The sequence below is a fragment of the Nitrosococcus wardiae genome, from assembly GCF_004421105.1.
Taxonomy (GTDB): Bacteria; Pseudomonadota; Gammaproteobacteria; order Nitrosococcales; family Nitrosococcaceae; genus Nitrosococcus; species Nitrosococcus wardiae.
Genome location: NZ_CP038033.1, coordinates 2,594,669 through 2,614,092, shown reverse-complemented (window position 1 = coordinate 2,614,092; position 19,424 = coordinate 2,594,669). Strand labels below are relative to the sequence as shown.

Sequence of the window (19,424 nt, the reverse complement as noted above, 5' to 3'; positions counted from 1 at the left end):
TCCCTTAGCCTGAACAATTTATAAAATCACCACAAAGGCATAAAGATCACATAAAAATCATAAACTTAAATAGATTAGAATGGATTGCTTCATCAGAAACACTCATTGCCTTCAGTTTTTCCCAAGTGAGTGGGGTTCCTTTACCTTTATGTCCTTTAAGTCTTGATGGAACCCCCTAACTTCAGCGCCCACTGGCCAGCCTGGATCATGGTTCTACCTCTGGTAGGGGCGCTTCTTGCCTTCACCGTGCCCCGCTACAAAAGCCTGATTGGCCTAATCACCGCTATTGGTGTGCTATTGTTAGGGGTTGCACTCACTCAACAGGTGCTCGCAGAAGGCCCCCAGCGTTACGCTATTGGTGGTTGGAGAGCCCCCCTCGGCATTGAGTTCTATGTGGATGGTTTGAGTGCGCTCATGCTCCTTCTGGCTGCCTTGGTGGGTGTTTTTACCAGCCTCTATGGGGCGGCTTATTTTGGTTCGAAAGAAAATCCCCACTACGCCCATGAACGCGCTTATTTCTGGCCCCTATGGCTTTTTCTGTGGGCCGCCCTCAATGGCCTTTTTCTCACCGCGGATATCTTCAATGCCTATGTCACCTTAGAGCTAATCGGATTAGCCTCTGTTGGCCTGGTAGGACTTTCTGGCCAGGCAGCGGCGCTAGGCGCCGCTATGCGTTATTTGCTGGTCAGCCTCTTAGGGTCCCTGTTCTATCTATTAGGCGTGGGCTTACTTTATGCCGGCTACCATACGGTCGATATGGTTTCCCTAGGCCAGGCTATCCAAGCTGGACCCTTACCCCGGGCGGCGCTTACGCTGATGGGTGTGGGTCTGCTATTGAAAACCGCCCTCTTTCCCCTCCATTTCTGGCTACCCCCCGCTCATGCTGATGCGCCTACGCCTGTTAGTAGCATCCTCTCAGCCTTGGTAGTCAAAGCCACTTTTTATCTCTTGCTACGGCTGTGGTTTATCGTTTTTCCGGATGCTACCACCGCCGCAGCCGCCAATCTGTTAGGGCTGTTGGGTGCCTTTGCCATCCTTTGGGGTTCCATCCAAGCCCTGCAGACACAACGCCTCAAGCTCCTTGTGGCTTACTCCACCGTGGCCCAGTTAGGTTATCTGTTTCTGGTTTTTCCCTTGACCCAAGAGACGGCCACTGCCTTCACCGCCTGGAGCGGCGGCCTTTATCACGCCTTAGCCCATGGCCTGGCTAAAGGGGGCATGTTTTTAGCCGCCGGCACCGTGCTCTATGCACTGCAACACGATCGCATCCAAGACTTAAACGGTATCAGCCAGCACTTGCCCGTGACCCTCTTTGCCTTTGGCCTGGCAGGGGTAAGCCTCATGGGGCTACCCCCCAGCGGTGGTTTCCTGGCCAAGTGGTCTTTACTCACCGCGGCTATTGCCAGCCATCAATGGGGGTGGGCCTTCATTATTGTGCTCGGCGGCTTGCTTGCCTCCGGTTATGTCTTTCGGGTATTGGCCCGCGCCTTCGCCCAAGTCCCCAGTACGGCAAATTACCGTCCTGTCCCTTGGTTTATGGAGTGGTCAGCCCTCCTACTTGCTTTAATGGCTGTCGCCCTCGGCCTCATCGCCCAGACGCCCCTGACTCTCATCGGCATCGGCGCCCCGGTGCCTGATAAGGAGCTATTGCTGTGAATTGGAGCTTCTGGCTACCGCTGCTTATCCTGCTGAGCTCCTTAGTGCCTGGGATTGCAATTTTTTTCCTCCCCCAGTACGCCCATAGGGCGCGCACTACCCTTAATATGGCGGCAGCCACCCTCAAATTGCTTTTAGTCGCATTTTTAGTCTGGGGCGTCTTCCACCAACAACACTATGAGACCCGGCTATCCCTACTGCCGGAAATAGATCTGTTATTTCGGGTCGATACCCTGTCAGTGCTGCTTGTAGTTCTTTCTTCGGTCTTGTGGTTTTTCACTACCCTTTACGCCGTCGGCTACCTAGAGGGTTCGCCCCATCGGAGCCGTTTTTTTGGCTTTTTTAGCCTTTGTGTCAGCGCCAGTGCAGGCATTGCTCTCGCTGGTAACCTGCTGACCTTTTTTATTTTTTATGAAATGCTGACTCTCTCCACCTATCCCCTGGTGATCCACCGGGGGACGAAAAAGGCTCTGCGTGCGGGCAAGATCTATCTAGGCTATACCTTAGCCGGTGGCGTGCTGTTTCTGGTCGGCATGGCCTGGCTACGAACACTGGTGGGACCGCTTAGCTTCATTCAGGGGGGACTGCTGGCCAATGCTCCTCCCGTGGACTCCCAAACGCTGACTATCATCTTTGCTTTGCTCATCGCCGGGGTCGGAGTCAAAGCGGCCCTGGTGCCTTTGCATGGTTGGCTCCCCCATGCCATGGTGGCGCCAGCGCCGGTTAGCGCCCTCTTACACGCAGTTGCGGTGGTAAAAGCAGGCGCCTTTGGCATCGTGCGGATAGTGGATAATGTGTTTGGAATTGAATTCGTGGCCAGTTTGGGGCTGGCGGCACCTCTGGCTTGGGTGGCTTCCTTTACTATTGTCTATGGCTCAATACGGGCCCTGTTCCAAGATGATCTCAAACGCCGGTTGGCTTACTCTACTATCAGCCAAGTCTCTTATATTGCCCTCGGCGCTGCTATCTTAAATCCAGTGGCCACCATCGGGGCCATGGCCCATCTAGTGCACCAGGGACTGATGAAGATTACCCTGTTTTTCTGTGCCGGGAATCTGGCCGAAACCTTGGGAATTCACCGCATTAGCGAAATGGCAGGCGTTGGCCGGCGCATGCCCTGGACCATGACCGCCTTCACCCTGGGCGCTTTAGGGATGATCGGTGTCCCACCATTGGCCGGCTTTATCAGCAAATGGTATCTAGGTAGCGGGGCCGTCTTGGCGGGAGAGGAATGGGTGCTAGTGATTCTGGCCCTCAGCAGCCTGTTGAATGCCGCCTATTTTCTGCCCATTCTTTATATCGCCTGGTTCAAGCCCCAGGAAAACCCTTGGCCCGAAGAGGTTTCCCACGGTCGTTTCGAAACCGCTTGGATGCTGCTCCTGCCACCGCTGGTCACGGCGACCATGGTCCTAGCCGCTGGCCTTCTGGCCCATGTCCCCTTTAGTCCTGCCGAGTGGGCCCGCCTCATCGCCGTGCGAGAATACCACCATCCTTTATGAGTCTACTCCTACCCTTTGCACTGATTCTGCCCTTGGCTCTGGCCCTTGCCTGGTCAGTGCCTACTTTGCGCCCTGTGATCACTCGGCTCACACCTTGGGCTTCCCTCCCGGCACTGGCAGCAAGCTTCTGGCTACCTGCAGGCGTGGAACTCAAAGTGCCTTGGTTGCTTTTGGGTTCACGCTTTGGCCTAGACCCTACTGGAGCCCTGTTTCTATCCTTTACTGCTTTGCTGTGGTGGCTGACCGGCCTTTACGGCCTTCGTTACCAGGCCAATGATCCCCAACGGGACCGGTTCTTCTTTTTCTATCTCCTCACCATGGCCGGCAACCTAGGGCTGATTATGGCCCAGGATATGCTGAGTTTTCTGCTGCTATTTGCCCTCATGAGCATTGCCGCTTATGGCTTAATCATCCACCCAGGGAATCAAGCAGCGAGGCGGGCCGGACGGGTTTATTTATCCATGGTGGTCATTGGCGAGGCCTGTCTCTTCTCGGCCATGATATTACTGGCCGTGGAGATGAATACCCTGGTGATGACTCAAGCCCCTACGGCAAGCGCTGACCCGGTGGTCCTGACCCTCTTATTGATAGGTTTTGGCATCAAGCTAGGACTCCTCCCCCTCCATTTCTCTTTGCCCCCAGCCTACGCGGCGACCCCCACGCCAGGGGCTGCGGTCTTAGGCGGGGCTATGATCAATGCGGGACTATTAGGCTGGCTGCGGTTCCTGCCCCTAGGGCAAATGTCGCTTCCCTCTTGGGGCACCGGTTTGATTGTGGCAGGCCTTATTGCGGCTTTCTACGGCGTGCTGGTGGGCCTGGCCCAACGGGAACCGAAGGCCCTCCTGGCCTATTCCAGCATCAGCCAAATGGGACTCATCACCCTAGGCGTCGGGGTGGGCCTAGCAGCACCGGCCCAGTGGCCCCTGGTGCTCACCACCCTCACCCTTTTTGCCCTCCACCATGCCCTGGCCAAAGGGGCACTGTTTCTGGGCGTCGGGTTGGCTCGCCATAGCGGCGGGGTCCTAGTGGGTTTGACCCTCCTGTTTCCGGCTCTTGCCTTGGCGGGCACCCCTTTCACTAGCGGGGCCATTACCAAAACGGCCTTAAAATCCCTCAGTCCTCTAGCCCCCTGGCCATGGAGTGATGGGTTGCCCGGTCTGCTGTTGGCCTCTAGTATCGGAACCACTCTACTCATGGCACGGTTTATTGACTTGACTTGGCCCAAGGACTTAAAGGGACGCTTACCCTTAGGGATGTGGCTGCCTACTCTAGGGCTTTTGCTTGCCCTCGATCTTGCCACTTGGCTTTGGCCCTATGCTGAACAAGCCGCCGCAGATTCTCTCAAGCTTTCTGCTATCAAAAGCGGTGGGGAAACCCTCCTCCTCGGCATTGCGTTTTTCATCCTAGGGAGCTTACTGTGCCGCAGACTCGGGTGGAGTTGGTTTATTCCTAGCGGCGATATTTTGATTTTGATTGAGCAATGGTTAAGAACCCTTGCCCGCTGGACCCAGAGGGTCATTCAGCCGATCCCTCGCCTCCAGTCTCAATTCTTCACCCTGCCCCAAAGGTTAGATCTCCATACAACTCCCACCCGTCTGGAAGCAGCCTTGCAGCGCTGGAGAAACTTCGGACTCCTCTTCCTGATCATTGCCTTAGTGCTGTATGGGACCCTCATATAACAGGGGTAAAGGAGTTGGCTATAATCCCAGAAACGGCAGTTGACCGCTTAGAGGCCCAGGAAAGAACATGACTGATCCAGCCCAAGATTATTACGCCTGGACTCAAGAGACCATTGAAAAGCTACGCCAGGGAAAGCTGAGCGAGGTAGACGTGAAAGACTTGATCGAGGAGCTTGAGGATATGGGGGCCAGTGAGCGACGGGCCACCGAGAGCCATCTTGAAGTGCTGCTGGCCTATTTGCTCAAGTGGCAATACCAGCCTGAGCGGCGAGATAAAAGCTGGCGGCTGACAATTGAGGAGCAGCGTCTACGAGTACAGGATCGGCTTGAGAGTCCCAGCCTCGGGCCTGTCATCCATGAGAGACTGCCAAAAATTTATCGGCGAGCGGTGTTGATAGCCGCTCGCTAGACCAATAAAGAGAAAAATGATTTTCCCGATCAATGCCCTTGGTCAATGGATGAAATGCTAGATGATTGCTTTTGGCCAGGGTAGATACCTTCAAACTCAGTTTAGAAAGGCTGGCGGTACCGGCGCAGCGACTATTGAGCAAAACCAGCACCCGACTGTGGAAATCCCGCCCCTGGCCGCTGGGGGTACTGCCGCGCAGATTTACCCTAAAGCGGCTTTGAGCTTTGAGAGAGTTCCATCAGCTGACACATTCTATCTGGACATAGCCGTCACAGCACATTCCCTTAGGCGCTCTACCAGCTCACGTGCAAAAAGCCAATCAGATTCTTGTCCTACCCCGGCCTAATGAAAAGATTAGCGAATTGCTTTCTCGCCCACACTCTAACCTTGTTCCTACAACTAAAACCCGGATCACGCCTTTCTATCGGTATTTTTTCTTGCTTTATACGTCAGCCCCTCTTCACAAAATTCTTCCCACTCATCATAAACTGACACTTCCCCTTTAGTTATCTTTAACTATAGAAGGTATCCACGAGCACGGTATTTGTCCGCCGTTTTCGAGGTCTTTCATAACTTGACTCGCCCGACCGTGTGTTATGCCGAAAAGATAGGGTTATTAGGATGGCTGCTAGTATTAAAAAAAGGACTGAAACCGAGTCTCAAAAGATAGCTAAAGAGCGAATTGTTAAGCTGTACAATGAATATAAGAAAAAGAAAAACCTTGAAGGAGTTAAGGTGACTCAATCCTATGTTGCGGAAAGAATGAGCGTAGAACGCTCACTCATTTCTGGAGAACTCGGCACACACGCACCGATTGGCCCGACTGCCGCCGAGCGTTGGGCTAAGTTTTTTGGCATTGCGCCGTGGGAGATCCACCCGGATATTGAGAAACCCTACACGATTGATAAAACTTTGATGGAAATTTTATTGAGGGAGGTGATTGATCTCATAACTATTGCTCATATAGTATCTCTGTTATATATGGATTGTAAAAAACAGAAAGTTAGTGACCCTAGAGAGATACGAGAGAAAACAAGACTAGCGTTACTATTCAGCAAATAAGGTTATCTGGTGCCTTCAGAAAAAGGGAGCGATGGCGCTCACCGACTAGCCCGTTCATAAAAGTCTAGGATAATCTATAAATACCCGCCTATTCACACCGTCAACTTAGCTTCTAGCAAGTCCACGGGAATAATTCCCCGTTATTTTAGGAAAAAAAACTCATTGATTATGAAATATTCCTATGCCAAATCCGTGACAATATCGCCTAGTGAGTATTTTAAGGCCGGGGCAAACTAACAAACAGTTCGCCAATAAAGCTCTGTGTTGGAGGAATAAAGTTTGAATCCTACCTCTAAAACCCTCCCCTGGCGATACGCAGCAATGGCCGGGGTGGCCATGCTCATTTTGTTGCCCGCCTCAACAGCTAATGCTCAAGAGGATGAAACGGTTTACCCATTGCCGCCCCTTGACGTGATAGGGATAACCCCCTGCACGGCGCAGGCCTGTTCAAGCAGCTTGTCCCCTCCCATATCCAGGGGGCCACCGCAGAAGACCTTAAACGCCAACTGAGCTTAAATCTCTCTGACTTTCTTAACCACACTTTTGGCAGTATCAATCTCAACGCCGCCCAAAACAATCCCTTTCAGCCAGATCTGCAATACCGGGGTTTTACCGCCTCCCCCCTCTTGGAGTTGCCCCAGGGGCTAGCAATTTTCCAGGATGGAGTCGTATCAATGAACCTTTTGGAGATGTAGTAAACTGGGAACTGGGATCTTATCCCCCCCTCGGCCATTGCCAGTATCAACCTTATGCCTGGCTACAATCCCTTATTTGGCCTTAATGCCCTGGCGGTGCCCTCTCTATCCAAACCAAAGACGGTTTCACTGCTCCCGGCCATGCCGTTCAAACCTACGGCGGCTCTTTTGGCCGGGTGGCGGTGGAATTTGAAAGCGGCGCCAATAATGGCCAGTGGGGTTATTTCATCACCGGCAACTTTATTGATGAAACCAGCTGGCGGGATGAAGCCCCCTCCCAGGTAAAACAGATCTTTGCCGATTTTGGGTGGCAGGCTCTTGGCACCACGTTGGATCTGAAAGTGACCGCCGCCGATACAGATCTCAATGGCCACGGCGCGGCCCCTATAGAACTGTTGGCCAGGGACCGGGAAGCGGTGTTTACCTTTCGTGACAAATAGCTTCTCTCGTTTCAATCCTGCCGTAGAACTCACTTATGCCTTTCGGCCAGAGGTGAACTTTTACGGCAATTATAGTGAATCCTCCCGCGCCCCTATCCCCTCAGAGCTCACTTGCGCCAATCCGGACGATCCTTGCCGTTTGCCCAACCCCTTTGTAGCCGATCCCCCCTTGGAGCAGGTGATCGCTAAAACCAGGGAAGCGGGGTTTCGGGGAACTTTGCGGGGTCAAATTGACTGGAATGCCAATTGGTTTCACACCCGGAATGATGACGATATCCTCTTCCAGACCACAGGGGGAGTCACCACTAGTGAAGGCTTTTTTGAGAATGTAGGCGAAACCTTGCGCCAAGGGGTGGAAGTGGGGCTTAGGGGACGCCATGAACGCTGGCGCTGGTTTGCCCATTACACTTACTTGGAGGCTACTTTCGAGCCCCCCTTTGTCGCCTTAAGCCCCAGTAATCCCCAAGCGGAAGAAAATGAGGGGCGGCTTCAGGTGGAGGCCGGAGACCGAATCCCGGGACTGCCCAAGCATAACTTCAAAGTCGGTGCCGGCTATTGGCTGCAGCCTAATCTTTCCCTGGGCTTTGATGTCTTAGGTCAATCCAGTTTGCGTTTTCGCGGCGATGAGAGCAATAATTTCAGCCAGATCCCCGGGTTTGTCATCGCTAATCTGCGAGGCCGTTATAGAGTCAATCAACACCTGGAAATTTTTGCCCGGGTGCAGAATATTTTCAACCAGGACTATGAGACCTTTGGGATTTTTGGCGAACCGGATGAGGCACCAGGGCTTAGCGATTTGGAAGATCCCCGCTTTCTTGGCCCAGGGGCACCTATTGGGGCTTGGGTTGGGGTTAGGCTGACACTATAGTTGAGACAAAATGAGCCAATGCCTCCTCAACGGAGAGAAAATTGCACCGGCACGACAAACTCTAACTGCTTGCCGGAAACCTCCGGGGGGGGAGCCGGCAAAGGCGCGGCCCGCTCAATCAGCGCTTGGGTTTCCTTATCTAAGAGGGCATAGCCTGAACTACGTTCGATCCGGGCGGAAAGGACTTGCCCCTCCCGGTCCATCACAAAACGCAGATAGGTGACCCCCTCTTGTCGCCGTCTCCGGGCTGAGCTGGGGTAGCGCTTGTGGCGTTGGATATGAGCAAGCAATAGCTGTTGCCAAGTTTGCACGGTCTTCCTAACCTGGGCCGATGACGCACTGGGCGCTGGCGCCTCTGCCCTAGACGCCGGTGGCGATTGTTGCGCCGGTGCCGGCGGCTTTGGCTTTGATACCGGCTCGGGCGGCGGAGTCTTTTCCTCAATTGGCTGAGAGGGTGGCTGGGGCTGTTTAGGACGGGGCTTAGGCTTAGGCGGCGGTTTAGGCAACGCCACCTCCGGTTTGACCTTAGGCTTAGGCGGCGGAGGAGTCTCGACCTTCTCCGATAACGGTTCTGGCTCCGGTTCAGGGAGAGGGGGTTCCACCTCCTCTTGTTTAGGCTCAGGTGGCACATCGCTGGGCTGGGGTGGCGGCGCAGCGGGAAGTGCCGCCAACTCAATCATCATTGCCGGCGGCGGCGATGGCGGCGGGGTCCTAGTGGCATTCCAAACGATTACCCCAAAGGCTGCGCCCACATGCAGAGCCACGGCAAGGAATACCCCCAAACCCCAGCGAACAGCCTCCTCTCGCCTGGCTTTATCCATAGCCAAGGACACGCTGATTATCCTTCTCCTCTGGAGTCCTTACTCGCTCCCTCAAGGCCAACCAACGCGACCTTCAGGTAACCTGCGGCTCGCAGACCATTCATCACTTCCATCAAGTCGCCATAAGCCACCGTCTTGTCCGCGCGCAGAAACACGCGGCTTGTCTTATCCCCCTCTGTTGCTCGATCCAGTGCTGTTTCGAGCATCTCGAGTTTGATCGGCTGCTCATCAAGCACCAGGGTGAGATCCTCCTGTAAGGTCAGATAGAGGGGCTTGTCGGGGCGAGGTTGGGGCTCGGCCGTGGAAGCCGGTAAGTCAACCGGCACATCCACCGTGGCTAAGGGGGCAACCACCATAAAGATAATCAGCAACACCAATATTACGTCGATAAAAGGCGTGACATTGATTTCGTGGGTTTCGGCAAGATCCTCCTCCCCCTGATCGAACTGAACACCCATGAGGTCTACTCCATCACATTACGCAGCAATGGTTGCCGCTGTTCAGGTGCTGAGCTTGCAAGTTGCCGCTGGTCTAAGTCTCTGCTCACCAGCTGCAGGACTTCGCTGGAGATGTCCCCCAGCAAAGCACGGTAACCAGCAGTTGAACGGGCAAAAAGATTGTAAATCACCACCGCCGGAATGGCGGCGATAAGGCCAATTGCAGTGACCAGAAGCGCTTCGGCAATACCGGGGGCCACCACGGCAAGATTGGTGGTCTGGGCCTCAGAGATGCCAATAAAACTGTTCATAATCCCCCAAACCGTCCCAAACAACCCTACAAAGGGCGCGGTTGAGCCAATAGTAGCCAGTATGCCGGTACCCCGGCTTATGCGTCGACTGGCTGCCACTTCGATCCGACCCAACCCCGCGGCAATGCGCTCCTTGATACCTTCTTTCTCGGGAATAGAATCGGCAAAAAAATCCAATTCCTTCTCCACAACGTCGGCCAATAAGCTGACAATGCCCTCTCTGTGATGCAGGGACTCCATTCCTTCCCCTAAGGTACGGGCCTCTCCTAACTCTGCCAACGTCCCTCTCAAGCGCCGTTTTCCCATCCCCAATTCTAAGCTCTTCGCCAGCCCTATGGTCCAAGTCACTATCGAAGCAAAAACAAGGCCGATGATGACCGCCTTAACCACCCAGTCTGCGCTTAGAAACATCCCCCAAGGGGACAAATCATGGGGCAATGTGGCAGGGTCGACTACCCGTGCCTTTGCCGAAGTAACGCTTGCTGTTTGCTCAAGGGAAGGGGAAGCTTCTGCTAAAGCTTCAGTCTGCCCCCAAGCAGCACTCTGAATCCAAAAGACGATAAGGATCGTCCACAGAGCATAAGGCCAACAGAAACGAAACATCCTTCGCCTAGATAACAAGCGTGTCACATTAAGGGTAACGGCTTTCATTTTCTTACAGGGGTCGCGGCTATAAATTAATAGGGAGATGCATCCAAGAATAATTAAGATTTATTATCATTATTATTACTAATAACCCATCAGTCAACCTTCCCCTCCATGATTTTAGCGATCTCCAAATTCAACCGGTAAAGGCCCCGTTGCTACAGGTGCATTTTGCTTACGCACCCCAGCAGCTAAGCGTGCGCGGCGCTTCCTGGCCCAGATGACAATGCCGGTCACCGAGAGTATGGCAACAATCAACCCCATGACGGAGATAAGGATGCGCCCAGGCAAACCCAGGATACGTCCGGAGTGCAGCGGAAACTGGGCCTGCATGAAGATATCGCCGAAACTCCCGGTCCCCGGCACCTCCGCACCGGCGAGAGAGCCGTCCATGCCGTCCACATAGAGGCGCGGATTACCCAAACCGCCATCACCGTGATCATTGCCTGGCGTAAAGAAACCGACCCCGTAAACCCCATAAGCCGGCGAGTAAAATATCCCGCCGGCCGGGACCGTCCAGCCACGCCGATCTGCCTCGGTCTGGGCGATCTCTAGGGCGCGGGCGCGATCAATCCGCGGTTCAATAGGTTGATTTGGCGGGCTGGCCGTGCGGGTTTCAAATGGGCTAGGAGTTAGATTAGAGAAAACGGATACCAAGGGGCGCATGACCTGGAACTCAAGATTCATCGAGACGGAGGTCACGGCCATAATTAATAGCAATCCCCAGACCCAGACACCGCCGGAGCGGTGTAAGTCGAAATTGAGCTTATAGCCGCCCTGGCGCCAGCGGAAGGCGAAGGATTTGCGCCAAGCACTGGCGCTTGGAAAAGCAATCCACAAGGCGATGAAACTGTCGAGCACCCAGACGATGCCCACGATGCCCATGAACAAAATGCCCAGTTCGATGCCCCAGCCATCCGGGATATGCAGGCTGTAATGCAATTTGTAGAGAAAGGGCAGCAAATTTTCGCGGTTAAGTCCAATCTCGCCCCATAGGCGTCGGTCCTGGATCTCCCCCGTGATAGGATCCAGCGCAACCTGGTTGTAACCGGGTTCGAAAGCCTCTCCTGTAGCCGGATCTATGCGCGGCTGAACAAACAAAACCACAGTATGGCCTGGCTCGGCTGCAAGGGGCAAATAGGTGACCCGCACCCGCGGATCGGCGGCTTCTGCTTGCTCGGCCAAAGCCACTGGGGATAGGGACTCCCCTCCCTCCTCCGACCCTGATTGGGCCTTGAATAGCTGTGGATTAAGCCATTCGTCCAGCTCGTGATCCCAGGAGATCACTGCCCCCGTCAGGCCCGCGATCAACAGGAACACGGCGATGAACAACCCTAACCAGCGGTGGAGAAGTACCAGGAAGAACCGCATGTGAATCCTCTCTAACTACCAGCGATAGCGAATGGTTCCAACGACAGTGCGCTGGGGACCAAAGGAGCAGAAATTACCCCCGCTGAAGCAGACGAAAGCCTCTTCATTAAAGAGGTTGCTGGCATTCAGCGCGAAGCGGAATTGACGCCAATCATAGGAGATAGTCGCATCCACCATAGTGAAATCCGGACTTTCAAAAGTGTTTGGGGTGTTGGCGAAGCTGGCTCCGGTATAGCGAACGCCCCCCCCCAAACCAAGCCCTCGTAAAAGGCCCTTTTGAACCGTATACTTGGCCCATACTGAGCCCTGGTGCTCCGGTACCTGGGTGGGCCGCTCACCCTCCTCGCCAGGAACGTTGCTCTTGGTAATTTCCGCATCCAAGTAAGTGTAAGAAGCAATCAAGTCCAAACCAAAAGTAAAGCTTGCCACCCCATCCAATTCAACCCCGCGGGAGCGAACTTCCCCTGTTTGCACCTGGTTTAAGGGATTGTTTGGATCGGGCGTACGCACATTCTGCCGTTCGAGATCAAAGGCTGCTACAGTCACAAAACTGTTCCACCCAGGGGGCTGGTATTTAACGCCAATTTCATACTGCCGGGCGGTCTCCGGTGCAAAAGGCTGCCCAGCCAGGTTGACATCCGCAATGGGTAGGAAAGATTCCGAGTAGCTAAAATAGGGCGCCAAACCCATATCAGAGAGATAGACCAAACCGACACGCCCGGTAAATTCAGTGTCATCCTGTTCAGTATCCACACCTGTTAGGTTATTCATCCTCCCCGTATTGGCCCAGTCGTGGCGTCCACCTAACGAAAGCACCCATTTATCATAGAGCTTGAGTTGATCCTGAAAATAAACTCCGATTTGATCCAAATTAGTATCCATATTGCTGATAATAGGAGGCGGAGGAACCGGCGCCCCATAGACGGGATCAAAAATATCAATGGCAGGCGCACTACCGAAGGGAGTCAAATTGCGAACGTCGAAATGTTGGTAATCAAGACCCACCAGCAGCGTGTGCTCAACAGGGCCAGTTGAAAAATTCACCTGGGCCTGGTTATCCAGGGCAAAAACACCTAGGTCTTTGTCATTGCCAAAAGCAAACCGATCCAGGGTCCGGAGATCATCCCGCAAACCCGCGCTGAACACGACAGCCCTGTCCAGATCACTGTGGCTGTAACGGAGATTTTGGCGGAAGGTCCAGGCCTCACCCACATGATGCTCGAGCAGGTAACCCACTGAATACACGGTTCGCTCTAAATTGTCGAAGTCGGGCTCACCTGTGAAACGGCTTGCTGGCAGGCTGCCATGGGGGTTGGGCAATACTGTTCCCTGGCTAGGTAAAAATTGGAAGTCGCCTAGCTCATCTTCCTGATAATGGCTCAAAAAGGTCAGAGAAGTATTTTCAGTCGGGCGCCAGGTGAAGGCCGGGGCAATAAACCGGCGATCGTTTTCAATGAAATCCACTTGCGTGTTGCTGTCCCGAACGAGACCGGTCAACCGATAAGAAAACACCCCCCCCTCATCAATGGAATCGCCAAAGTCAAACCTTCCTTCATAGCGATCGAAATTGCCTGCCAGGAATTGCAATTCTCGCAGCGGTTCTTGCGGCGGCCGTTTAGTAACAATATTGATAATGCCACCGGGGCTGCTCTGGCCATAGAGGACAGAGGCGGGCCCACGCAGGACTTCAATCCGTTCCGCCCCATAGGGTTCGGGGTTAAAGGCCTCCCCCGAAGTGGTGGGAGTACGAAGTTGGAGACCATCTTGGAAAAGGCCCGTACTAATCGAATCGAAACCCCGAATTTTTAATGAGGTCGCGCGGGGGTTAAAACCAAAGGTCTCGCCCTGCACACCTGGAGTGTAACGCAAGGCTTCGTCAAGACTGTCGGCACGCTGGTCCTGCAACCGCTCCTGGGTGATAACAGAAACCGATTGCGGTATCTCAATCAGCGGCGTGTCGGTTTTAGTCCCGGTGGCACTTCGGGCGGCACGATATCCTTCAACCGGCCCAAAGGCAGATTCTGCGGCCCCTTCGATTTCGACGGGTCCGAGCATCATCGCCTCCTCTTCCAATGTCACCGCCTGCTCCAGAATCACCGTTTTCGCGCCAGTGAATCGGTAAGTAATCCCCGTGCCGCTCAGCAGCGCCCCCAGGGCGGCTTCCGGAGTATAGCTACCACGCAGGGCCGGCGCCTGGTGGCCACGCAATAGCCCAGTATCGCCACCAATGGTCAACTGAGTCTGGTTCGCCAAGGCAGTGACCGCCTGGTCCAGCGGTTGGGCCGGGATATCCAGTGTGACCGCAGTATCGGCTGCGGCCGGCCGAAACAGAGTCAGGTTGATGATAAACAGTAGCCCCAAATAAACCACGGGGATACCTAATCGTTTTCGCATGGTAAAAAACCACTCCTTATTTGTTGTTATTAACAGACCCCATATTCTTTCGAGTACGACATTTCCCCTTGCTCGGCTGTTTCAGTATTAAAACACGAATGAAAATAATAATTATTATTATGATACACAAAGAATTTCTTTTCGCAATAATTAATTTGGCCCTAACTTGCAGAAGGGGTAGGTTTTCAAATCATTTAATAAATCAACTGCTTGCTGCCTGCATCTTGGTCCGCTCTTCAGGTCAACGTTACTGACGACAGCAACTAAAGCATTGAAGCATTTAATAATAATAATTATTATTATTTTTTATACTGATATTATTAACTAACTAGTAGGTTAAAATTAATCAAGGAAGTCCCGATCATCCCTTGTGTTTGGGTAGCTAGCCATGGCGAATTGACTGCCCTCCCTTGTGGGGGCAGATAGCCAGAGAACTTCAACTCAGGAGCAAAGATAATGAATTGCCGCCAGATATTAAGATTAGGTTTAATGGCTATTCTCGGCAGTGAAGCAAGTACCCTCTCGGCAGAATCCTTGCCCCAGGGAATGGGTAATGTAGAAAACCTGGCGGGATGCTTTGATGTGACTTATCGTTTTGTAGAAGATGGCGTTCACGATCTTTTTGCTGAAAAGTACACGCTTGACGAGCCGATTAGGGAATGGATAGGTTTTCAACAGGAAGAAAAGAATGCATTTATCCTGCAACATGCCACGTTGAACGCTGATCAAGTGGCTTCCCATTTCCATGAAGTGTGGAAATATCATCCTGACAAAGAAAGCTGGACCCAAGAAGTTTGGAGCCGCTCATACCAGGATGAAGGGCGAAAGCTGCGTTATCAATGTACCGCCCCCTGGAAAATGAATAGATGGGAATGCCATGCCGGTAAAGCCGAGAAACCCTTTCGGGATAGTGGCGCGCCCTTTGGTTTTAACAGAACCGATTACAAGCGGTTGGATCGGGAAAATATCTTGCTTGTGACCCCTAGTGGCTGGGTTCAAAATGAATCCAATAAAAAACTGTCGGCCTCTGACCAAATCATCTCTTATGAGCTTGGCTGGATCACCTACCGTCGGCTGGAAGATAAATCTTGTAAAGCGGCTTTGGAGCGCTTTCCGAGAGAAGCTGTCGATAAGTAGTAATCCAGGCAAGGGGTTAGGGAGAAGCGGAAGAGGCCCATACCGGTTTGAGCAAATATCGGCAGCAAAGCGCCTAGGAGATACCCGTGTACGATGCAAGTTCCACCTCGTCTACGCTGGCCACTATCTCCCAATGGGGTCCCGGCCTGATATTCAGCCAATGTTCATACCATGAATTGCCTATTCCGCCATTATTCTGCCAGCAACTTGGGCTCGAACTACCCACTTCGGTCCAGCAGGCCGCAAGTAAACGCCAGGCTGAGTATGTGGCCGGACGAATCTGTGCCCAGGCTGCCATCAAGGCCCTGCAGCACAAACCTGTGTTCCCTGATATGGGGCCTAATCGTGCGCCACAATGGCCCACAGGCCTAACCGGAGCCATCACCCATGCCAATGGTCAAGCTGCCGCACTAGTGGGTCTTGGCCATCATTGGCAAGGGATTGGATTAGATCGGGAAAGAATATTGCCTGAAAGAGAAGCACAGGAAATAGCCGGTGATATTCTGACCCCGTCTGAGAAAAGTAGGCTAGATAGACTGCCAGGGCCACAGCGGGGGCAGTGGGTGAGTTTGGCTTTTTCAGCGAAAGAAAGCCTCTTTAAGGCGCTATTTCCCTTGACCCATCAGCCTTTCTATTTTCATGATGCGGAATTGATTGATGAACAGCATATCCGTCTGTTAACCACCCTCTCCGATCGCTGGAAAGAAGATAAAATTCTACGGTTTAATTGGCGCCAAGAGAGGGATCAGCTCCTGAGCTGGATGCTTATTCAGGCCGAAGCCGATCAATAAAAGGGTCGAGACTGGCGTACGCCACCGGCAATCTCAAGAGGGGATCGCTGGCAACGGCAGGAGCGGGGACAGTCGGAGCAAAGAGAAATACCGGATAACCGGTAACGAATACAACAAGTACGTCGAACTCGATGGGGTGGTTCCCGATTCGAGCCGGGGCAATAACGGTATAGTTGGTAAAGAGGGTTGCGCTCACCATTCCAATCCTCTGGCAGGTTTAGCCAATCCTGCAAGGGTGCCCATACCTGCGAAGGCTGCCCCAGTTCTTGAAATTGCGTGAGCAGCCAATCTATGTAGCGCCCCGCGTTGCCCCAGAAGACCCGTTCCGACAGCCCCGTTTGGCATGACCAAGCCCTGATGAGTGGCGCCATATGCTGCTCGCTCAGCACCTGGAAACGAGTCTGTACACTCACACCCACTCCCAAAGGGGTCCCTTCATCCGGCAAAACGAAGGCGACAGGCAATCCATTGCCGCCAATAACCACACTCATGCCATCCAATGCCAGCGACAATGACCAGTCCATTATCAGATTAGCGGCCAGCACCGGCGGCAGCAGGCGCAAAAAATAAAATTGGCTCCAGATGGAAAGCAAAGCACGCGGATCCTGATGCTGGCAATTGGGCCAATATTGCGCCATTACCTCATTCAGCGTAGAGGGATGCAATAAATCCGTGGCCGGTCGCGCCTGCGAGTGTGAATTTGGATCAGGCAGCCGCAACACCGGTTCATAAGGCGCCAATACTCCCTCAAACAACGGAACCAAAGGGGGAATAGCTGCCATAGGGGCTCAGCCGGTGTTTTCCAAAGGGGCTTTTAACTCATTAAGCATATACAGGGAATCAACCACTTCTTTGGAGCGCATCGCTAAGACTGACAGTAAGGAATCGGCAATGCCATGAGTCTCTTCACAACACCCCTGCAGAAATACACGCGCCTGACACTCCCTCGCCATGGGCAACTGATAACTGCGCTCCACTGTTCTGGAGACCATCCAAGGTTCCAATCCTCTCAGCAGCTTGTGGTGCCCATCACGCTGATACCCTGTAGCAAGGACGATGCCGTCATATTCCACTTCCTTATGCTCGCTAGTATTTTTATTGAACAACGTGATCTGCAGTCGTTCTTCTGAACTACTCACTGCCTGGATGAGACAGGAAGGAAAATAACGATGCCGCACATCACCAGTGACGCGCTGCATATAAAGCCGCTCATAAATCTCTTCGATCAAGGGCAAATCCACCACAGAATAGTTGGTATGACTGAATGCACGGAGGAACAATTGTCGCTGCTCCCTAGGCGTGTGGTATATTTCGTCGGTGAAGTCTGGATCAAATATCTCATTGACAAAGGGGCTGTCGTCAGAGGGTTGCAATGCCCGGCTGCGGCTAATCAAATCAATCCGCCCTTGGGGATAACGGCCCATCAGATCCCTAAATATCTCCGCCGCACTCTGCCCCGCACCAATAACCGCCAGCCGCGGCTTTTCGCCCATCCGGCTAAAACGAGAGTGGCAATTTTTATATTGGGATGAATGAATAATTCGTGGATGTTTTTGTGCTTTAAATGCTTCTGGAATGCGGGGATAACCACCAATACCGATAATCACATTCCGGGCATATCGATGTTCAATGGTGCCCTCCTTGAGGCGCGACACTACCTGCAACCACTCAACCTTGCCGTTTTCCTCTAGGGGTTCAACGGCAATCACCTCTTCCCCATAATGGACTCGATCCTTGAACGCTGTGGCTACCCACCGCATGTAATCATTGTATTCCAGGCGACTCGGGAAAAAGGTGCCCAAATTGATAAAGGATTCGAGGCGCCGCTGCTGATGCAGATAATTAATGAAAGAGTATCGACTGCTAGGATTACGCAAGGTCACCAAGTCCTTTAGAAAGGAAACTTGTAAATGGGTATTATCCAGCAACATACCACCGTGCCATTCAAAATCGGGTTGTTTCTCGATAAAGCAGCAAGCCAACGGCGCCTTGTTAGCCTGTTGATGCTCTTCCAGGGCAATGGCAATAGCCAGATTCGACGGACCAAAGCCGATACCGATCACGTCATAGCTTAGGGTCTGAAAATTCATTATCTTTGCTCCTTTGAATAACGGTTTTTCCGGCATTTAGCCCAAGGTACAGCGATCAAAGAACGCTTCCCGCGTCAATATCATCAAGGAAGCCCGTTTATGGGGAAACTCAAACTCTTTGATCTTCGCAAAACGATGTGCTTGCAGATAACTGATCATTTTTTGATTATCAAAACGCGGCTCAGAAACGATACGCTGAGTACGCGGATCGTCTAGAAAAAGGTAATGGCATAAAGCCGTTAGCCAAGCCTTCACTTTATGAGGGCCGCGGTGGTTTTCTTCTCCTACCAGCATATGAATCCCCCGATCATAGTCATCAGCCTGATAGTAAGGGGCAATCCGGTCTTCTTTCGCCCAATAGGCTTCAAAATAGGCAAAGGACTCATTATTGATACAGCCGATCAGGGGGAGCACCCGGGGATCATCGAACAGCCTTTGCAAATAGCCTTGATGCTGTTCCAATGTGCCCCGCTCCTGCCAGAAACAAGCCACCCGCTCACTGTTTTGCCAACGATGGAACCGCTCCAAGTCTTCGTTAATCTCCAAAGTACGCAACGAAACCCAAGCTCCCAGTTGATAATCAAATCGCCGATACACCTCCCCTTCTGGCCGAGCTGGCCGAAGCGGATGGCAATGGCCATTTGCGCCCATCGTATAAAGGGTAGGTGCCGCCAAGCGAGATTGGCCTTGCAGCCAGAGTTCTGGCCACTGCCAAAGTGCATCCCGATACAAGTGCCATTGCTGGGCAGCGTGATAAAACATCAAGGCAGAATCAATTAAAACCCCGTCTGCCTGATCGAATACCAGCACGGTTACGGAGGGATTCCCAACAAATAGGGCATAACTTGCTGAGCGCAGGGCACTGAGACTGTCTGGTGTCCTGAAAACCCGCAGCCTATGGGGCTGCTCGGGATTCGCCTCCACCCCGAGTAATTGCCTACCCTCCAATAAGCAACGCTGCACCGTACCGGTCTGTTCAACCGTCAACTGCCGCCCCGAAGGTAGGGGTACGGTAATGTCTTTATTACCCGCCATAACGTAAGGTCACCCTGGGCAAAATATGAGAACTTCTCAAAAATTAATATAAAAAAAAATGATAATCATTAAACTAATAATTTA

The 19,424-nt window shown here is 52.8% G+C and carries 17 protein-coding genes; 9 read left to right on the top strand and 8 right to left on the bottom strand.

The annotated features are described in order from the left end of the window. The first annotated feature begins 165 nt into the window (after positions 1–165). The 7 genes from E3U44_RS12460 to E3U44_RS12430 all read left to right on the top strand — a co-directional run bounded on the left by E3U44_RS12460 (position 166) and on the right by E3U44_RS12430 (position 8,308). On the top strand, positions 166–1,656 hold the full coding sequence (locus E3U44_RS12460; protein ID WP_134358498.1) for a complex I subunit 5 family protein: 1,491 nt from the start codon (positions 166–168) through the stop codon (positions 1,654–1,656). Then, a complete protein-coding gene (locus E3U44_RS12455) occupies positions 1,653–3,155 on the top strand; it encodes a complex I subunit 5 family protein (RefSeq protein WP_134358497.1) in 1,503 nt (500 codons plus the stop codon). Before E3U44_RS12460 ends, E3U44_RS12455 begins: the two co-directional genes overlap by 4 nt. Continuing rightward, a complete protein-coding gene (locus E3U44_RS12450) occupies positions 3,152–4,834 on the top strand; it encodes a complex I subunit 5 family protein (RefSeq protein WP_134358496.1) in 1,683 nt (560 codons plus the stop codon). The genes E3U44_RS12455 and E3U44_RS12450 overlap by 4 nt, the downstream gene beginning before the upstream one ends. A gap of 67 nt (positions 4,835–4,901) precedes the next feature. Further along, positions 4,902–5,243, top strand: a complete 342-nt coding sequence (locus E3U44_RS12445; protein ID WP_338040763.1) for a DUF29 domain-containing protein — start codon at positions 4,902–4,904, stop codon at positions 5,241–5,243. A 621-nt stretch (positions 5,244–5,864) separates the two neighbouring features. Then, a complete protein-coding gene (locus E3U44_RS12440; protein ID WP_134358495.1) occupies positions 5,865–6,305 on the top strand; it encodes a hypothetical protein in 441 nt (146 codons plus the stop codon). Positions 6,306–7,182: 877 nt separating this feature from the next. Beyond that, positions 7,183–7,440 (top strand): hypothetical protein, encoded by a 258-nt coding sequence (locus tag E3U44_RS12435; RefSeq protein WP_134358494.1) that lies wholly within the window; start codon positions 7,183–7,185, stop codon positions 7,438–7,440. Continuing rightward, positions 7,430–8,308 (top strand): TonB-dependent receptor domain-containing protein, encoded by an 879-nt coding sequence (locus tag E3U44_RS12430; protein ID WP_134358493.1) that lies wholly within the window; start codon positions 7,430–7,432, stop codon positions 8,306–8,308. The genes E3U44_RS12435 and E3U44_RS12430 overlap by 11 nt, the downstream gene beginning before the upstream one ends. Positions 8,309–8,334: 26 nt before the next feature. Here E3U44_RS12430 and E3U44_RS12425 read toward each other — a convergent pair whose 3' ends face one another. The 5 genes from E3U44_RS12425 to E3U44_RS12405 form a co-directional block, all read right to left on the bottom strand. Beyond that, entirely contained in the window at positions 8,335–9,141 is an 807-nt protein-coding gene (locus E3U44_RS12425; protein ID WP_134358492.1) for an energy transducer TonB, read from the bottom strand. 5 nt (positions 9,142–9,146) lie between these two features. Beyond that, positions 9,147–9,587 (bottom strand): TonB system transport protein ExbD, encoded by a 441-nt coding sequence (gene exbD / locus E3U44_RS12420; RefSeq protein ID WP_134358491.1) that lies wholly within the window; start codon positions 9,585–9,587, stop codon positions 9,147–9,149. A 5-nt stretch (positions 9,588–9,592) separates the two neighbouring features. Further along, positions 9,593–10,528: a tonB-system energizer ExbB gene (gene exbB / locus E3U44_RS12415; protein WP_134358490.1), complete on the bottom strand. Its 936-nt coding sequence runs from the start codon at positions 10,526–10,528 to the stop codon at positions 9,593–9,595. Positions 10,529–10,642: 114 nt separating this feature from the next. Beyond that, positions 10,643–11,893, bottom strand: a complete 1,251-nt coding sequence (locus tag E3U44_RS12410) for a PepSY-associated TM helix domain-containing protein (protein WP_134358489.1) — start codon at positions 11,891–11,893, stop codon at positions 10,643–10,645. A 15-nt stretch (positions 11,894–11,908) separates the two neighbouring features. Then, positions 11,909–14,287, bottom strand: coding sequence for a TonB-dependent siderophore receptor (locus E3U44_RS12405; RefSeq protein WP_134358488.1), 2,379 nt, complete (start codon positions 14,285–14,287; stop codon positions 11,909–11,911). Between the two features lie 456 nt (positions 14,288–14,743). Between E3U44_RS12405 and E3U44_RS12400 the strand changes: the two genes are divergently transcribed. Both E3U44_RS12400 and E3U44_RS12395 read left to right on the top strand, forming a co-directional pair. Beyond that, positions 14,744–15,424 carry a DUF6607 family protein gene (locus tag E3U44_RS12400; protein ID WP_134358487.1) on the top strand — a complete coding sequence of 227 codons (681 nt, stop codon included), beginning with the start codon at positions 14,744–14,746 and terminating at the stop codon, positions 15,422–15,424. An 86-nt stretch (positions 15,425–15,510) separates the two neighbouring features. Then, positions 15,511–16,215, top strand: a complete 705-nt coding sequence (locus tag E3U44_RS12395; RefSeq protein ID WP_134358486.1) for a 4'-phosphopantetheinyl transferase family protein — start codon at positions 15,511–15,513, stop codon at positions 16,213–16,215. On the opposite strand, the gene fhuF is transcribed toward E3U44_RS12395, so the two are convergent. The 3 genes from fhuF to E3U44_RS12380 are packed head-to-tail and all read right to left on the bottom strand — an operon-like array spanning position 16,209 to position 19,340. Continuing rightward, positions 16,209–16,997 carry a siderophore-iron reductase FhuF gene (fhuF, locus tag E3U44_RS12390; RefSeq protein WP_134358485.1) on the bottom strand — a complete coding sequence of 263 codons (789 nt, stop codon included), beginning with the start codon at positions 16,995–16,997 and terminating at the stop codon, positions 16,209–16,211. The genes E3U44_RS12395 and fhuF overlap by 7 nt on opposite strands. Before the next feature lie 6 nt (positions 16,998–17,003). Beyond that, positions 17,004–18,305 (bottom strand): lysine N(6)-hydroxylase/L-ornithine N(5)-oxygenase family protein, encoded by a 1,302-nt coding sequence (locus E3U44_RS12385; RefSeq protein ID WP_134358484.1) that lies wholly within the window; start codon positions 18,303–18,305, stop codon positions 17,004–17,006. A 36-nt stretch (positions 18,306–18,341) separates the two neighbouring features. Beyond that, positions 18,342–19,340 (bottom strand): GNAT family N-acetyltransferase, encoded by a 999-nt coding sequence (locus E3U44_RS12380; RefSeq protein WP_134358483.1) that lies wholly within the window; start codon positions 19,338–19,340, stop codon positions 18,342–18,344. Between the last annotated feature and the right edge of the window lie 84 nt (positions 19,341–19,424).

Coding starts and splice junctions, on each gene's coding strand:
- fhuF (WP_134358485.1), bottom strand. CDS start 16,997: ATGGCAGCTATTCCCCCTTTGGTTCCGTTGTTTGAGGGAGTATTGGCG.
- E3U44_RS12445 (WP_338040763.1), top strand. CDS start 4,902: ATGACTGATCCAGCCCAAGATTATTACGCCTGGACTCAAGAGACCATT.
- E3U44_RS12400 (WP_134358487.1), top strand. CDS start 14,744: ATGAATTGCCGCCAGATATTAAGATTAGGTTTAATGGCTATTCTCGGC.
- exbB (WP_134358490.1), bottom strand. CDS start 10,528: ATGAAAGCCGTTACCCTTAATGTGACACGCTTGTTATCTAGGCGAAGG.
- E3U44_RS12440 (WP_134358495.1), top strand. CDS start 5,865: ATGGCTGCTAGTATTAAAAAAAGGACTGAAACCGAGTCTCAAAAGATA.
- E3U44_RS12385 (WP_134358484.1), bottom strand. CDS start 18,305: ATGAATTTTCAGACCCTAAGCTATGACGTGATCGGTATCGGCTTTGGT.
- E3U44_RS12410 (WP_134358489.1), bottom strand. CDS start 11,893: ATGCGGTTCTTCCTGGTACTTCTCCACCGCTGGTTAGGGTTGTTCATC.
- E3U44_RS12380 (WP_134358483.1), bottom strand. CDS start 19,340: ATGGCGGGTAATAAAGACATTACCGTACCCCTACCTTCGGGGCGGCAG.
- E3U44_RS12450 (WP_134358496.1), top strand. CDS start 3,152: ATGAGTCTACTCCTACCCTTTGCACTGATTCTGCCCTTGGCTCTGGCC.
- E3U44_RS12405 (WP_134358488.1), bottom strand. CDS start 14,287: ATGCGAAAACGATTAGGTATCCCCGTGGTTTATTTGGGGCTACTGTTT.
- exbD (WP_134358491.1), bottom strand. CDS start 9,587: ATGGGTGTTCAGTTCGATCAGGGGGAGGAGGATCTTGCCGAAACCCAC.
- E3U44_RS12460 (WP_134358498.1), top strand. CDS start 166: ATGGAACCCCCTAACTTCAGCGCCCACTGGCCAGCCTGGATCATGGTT.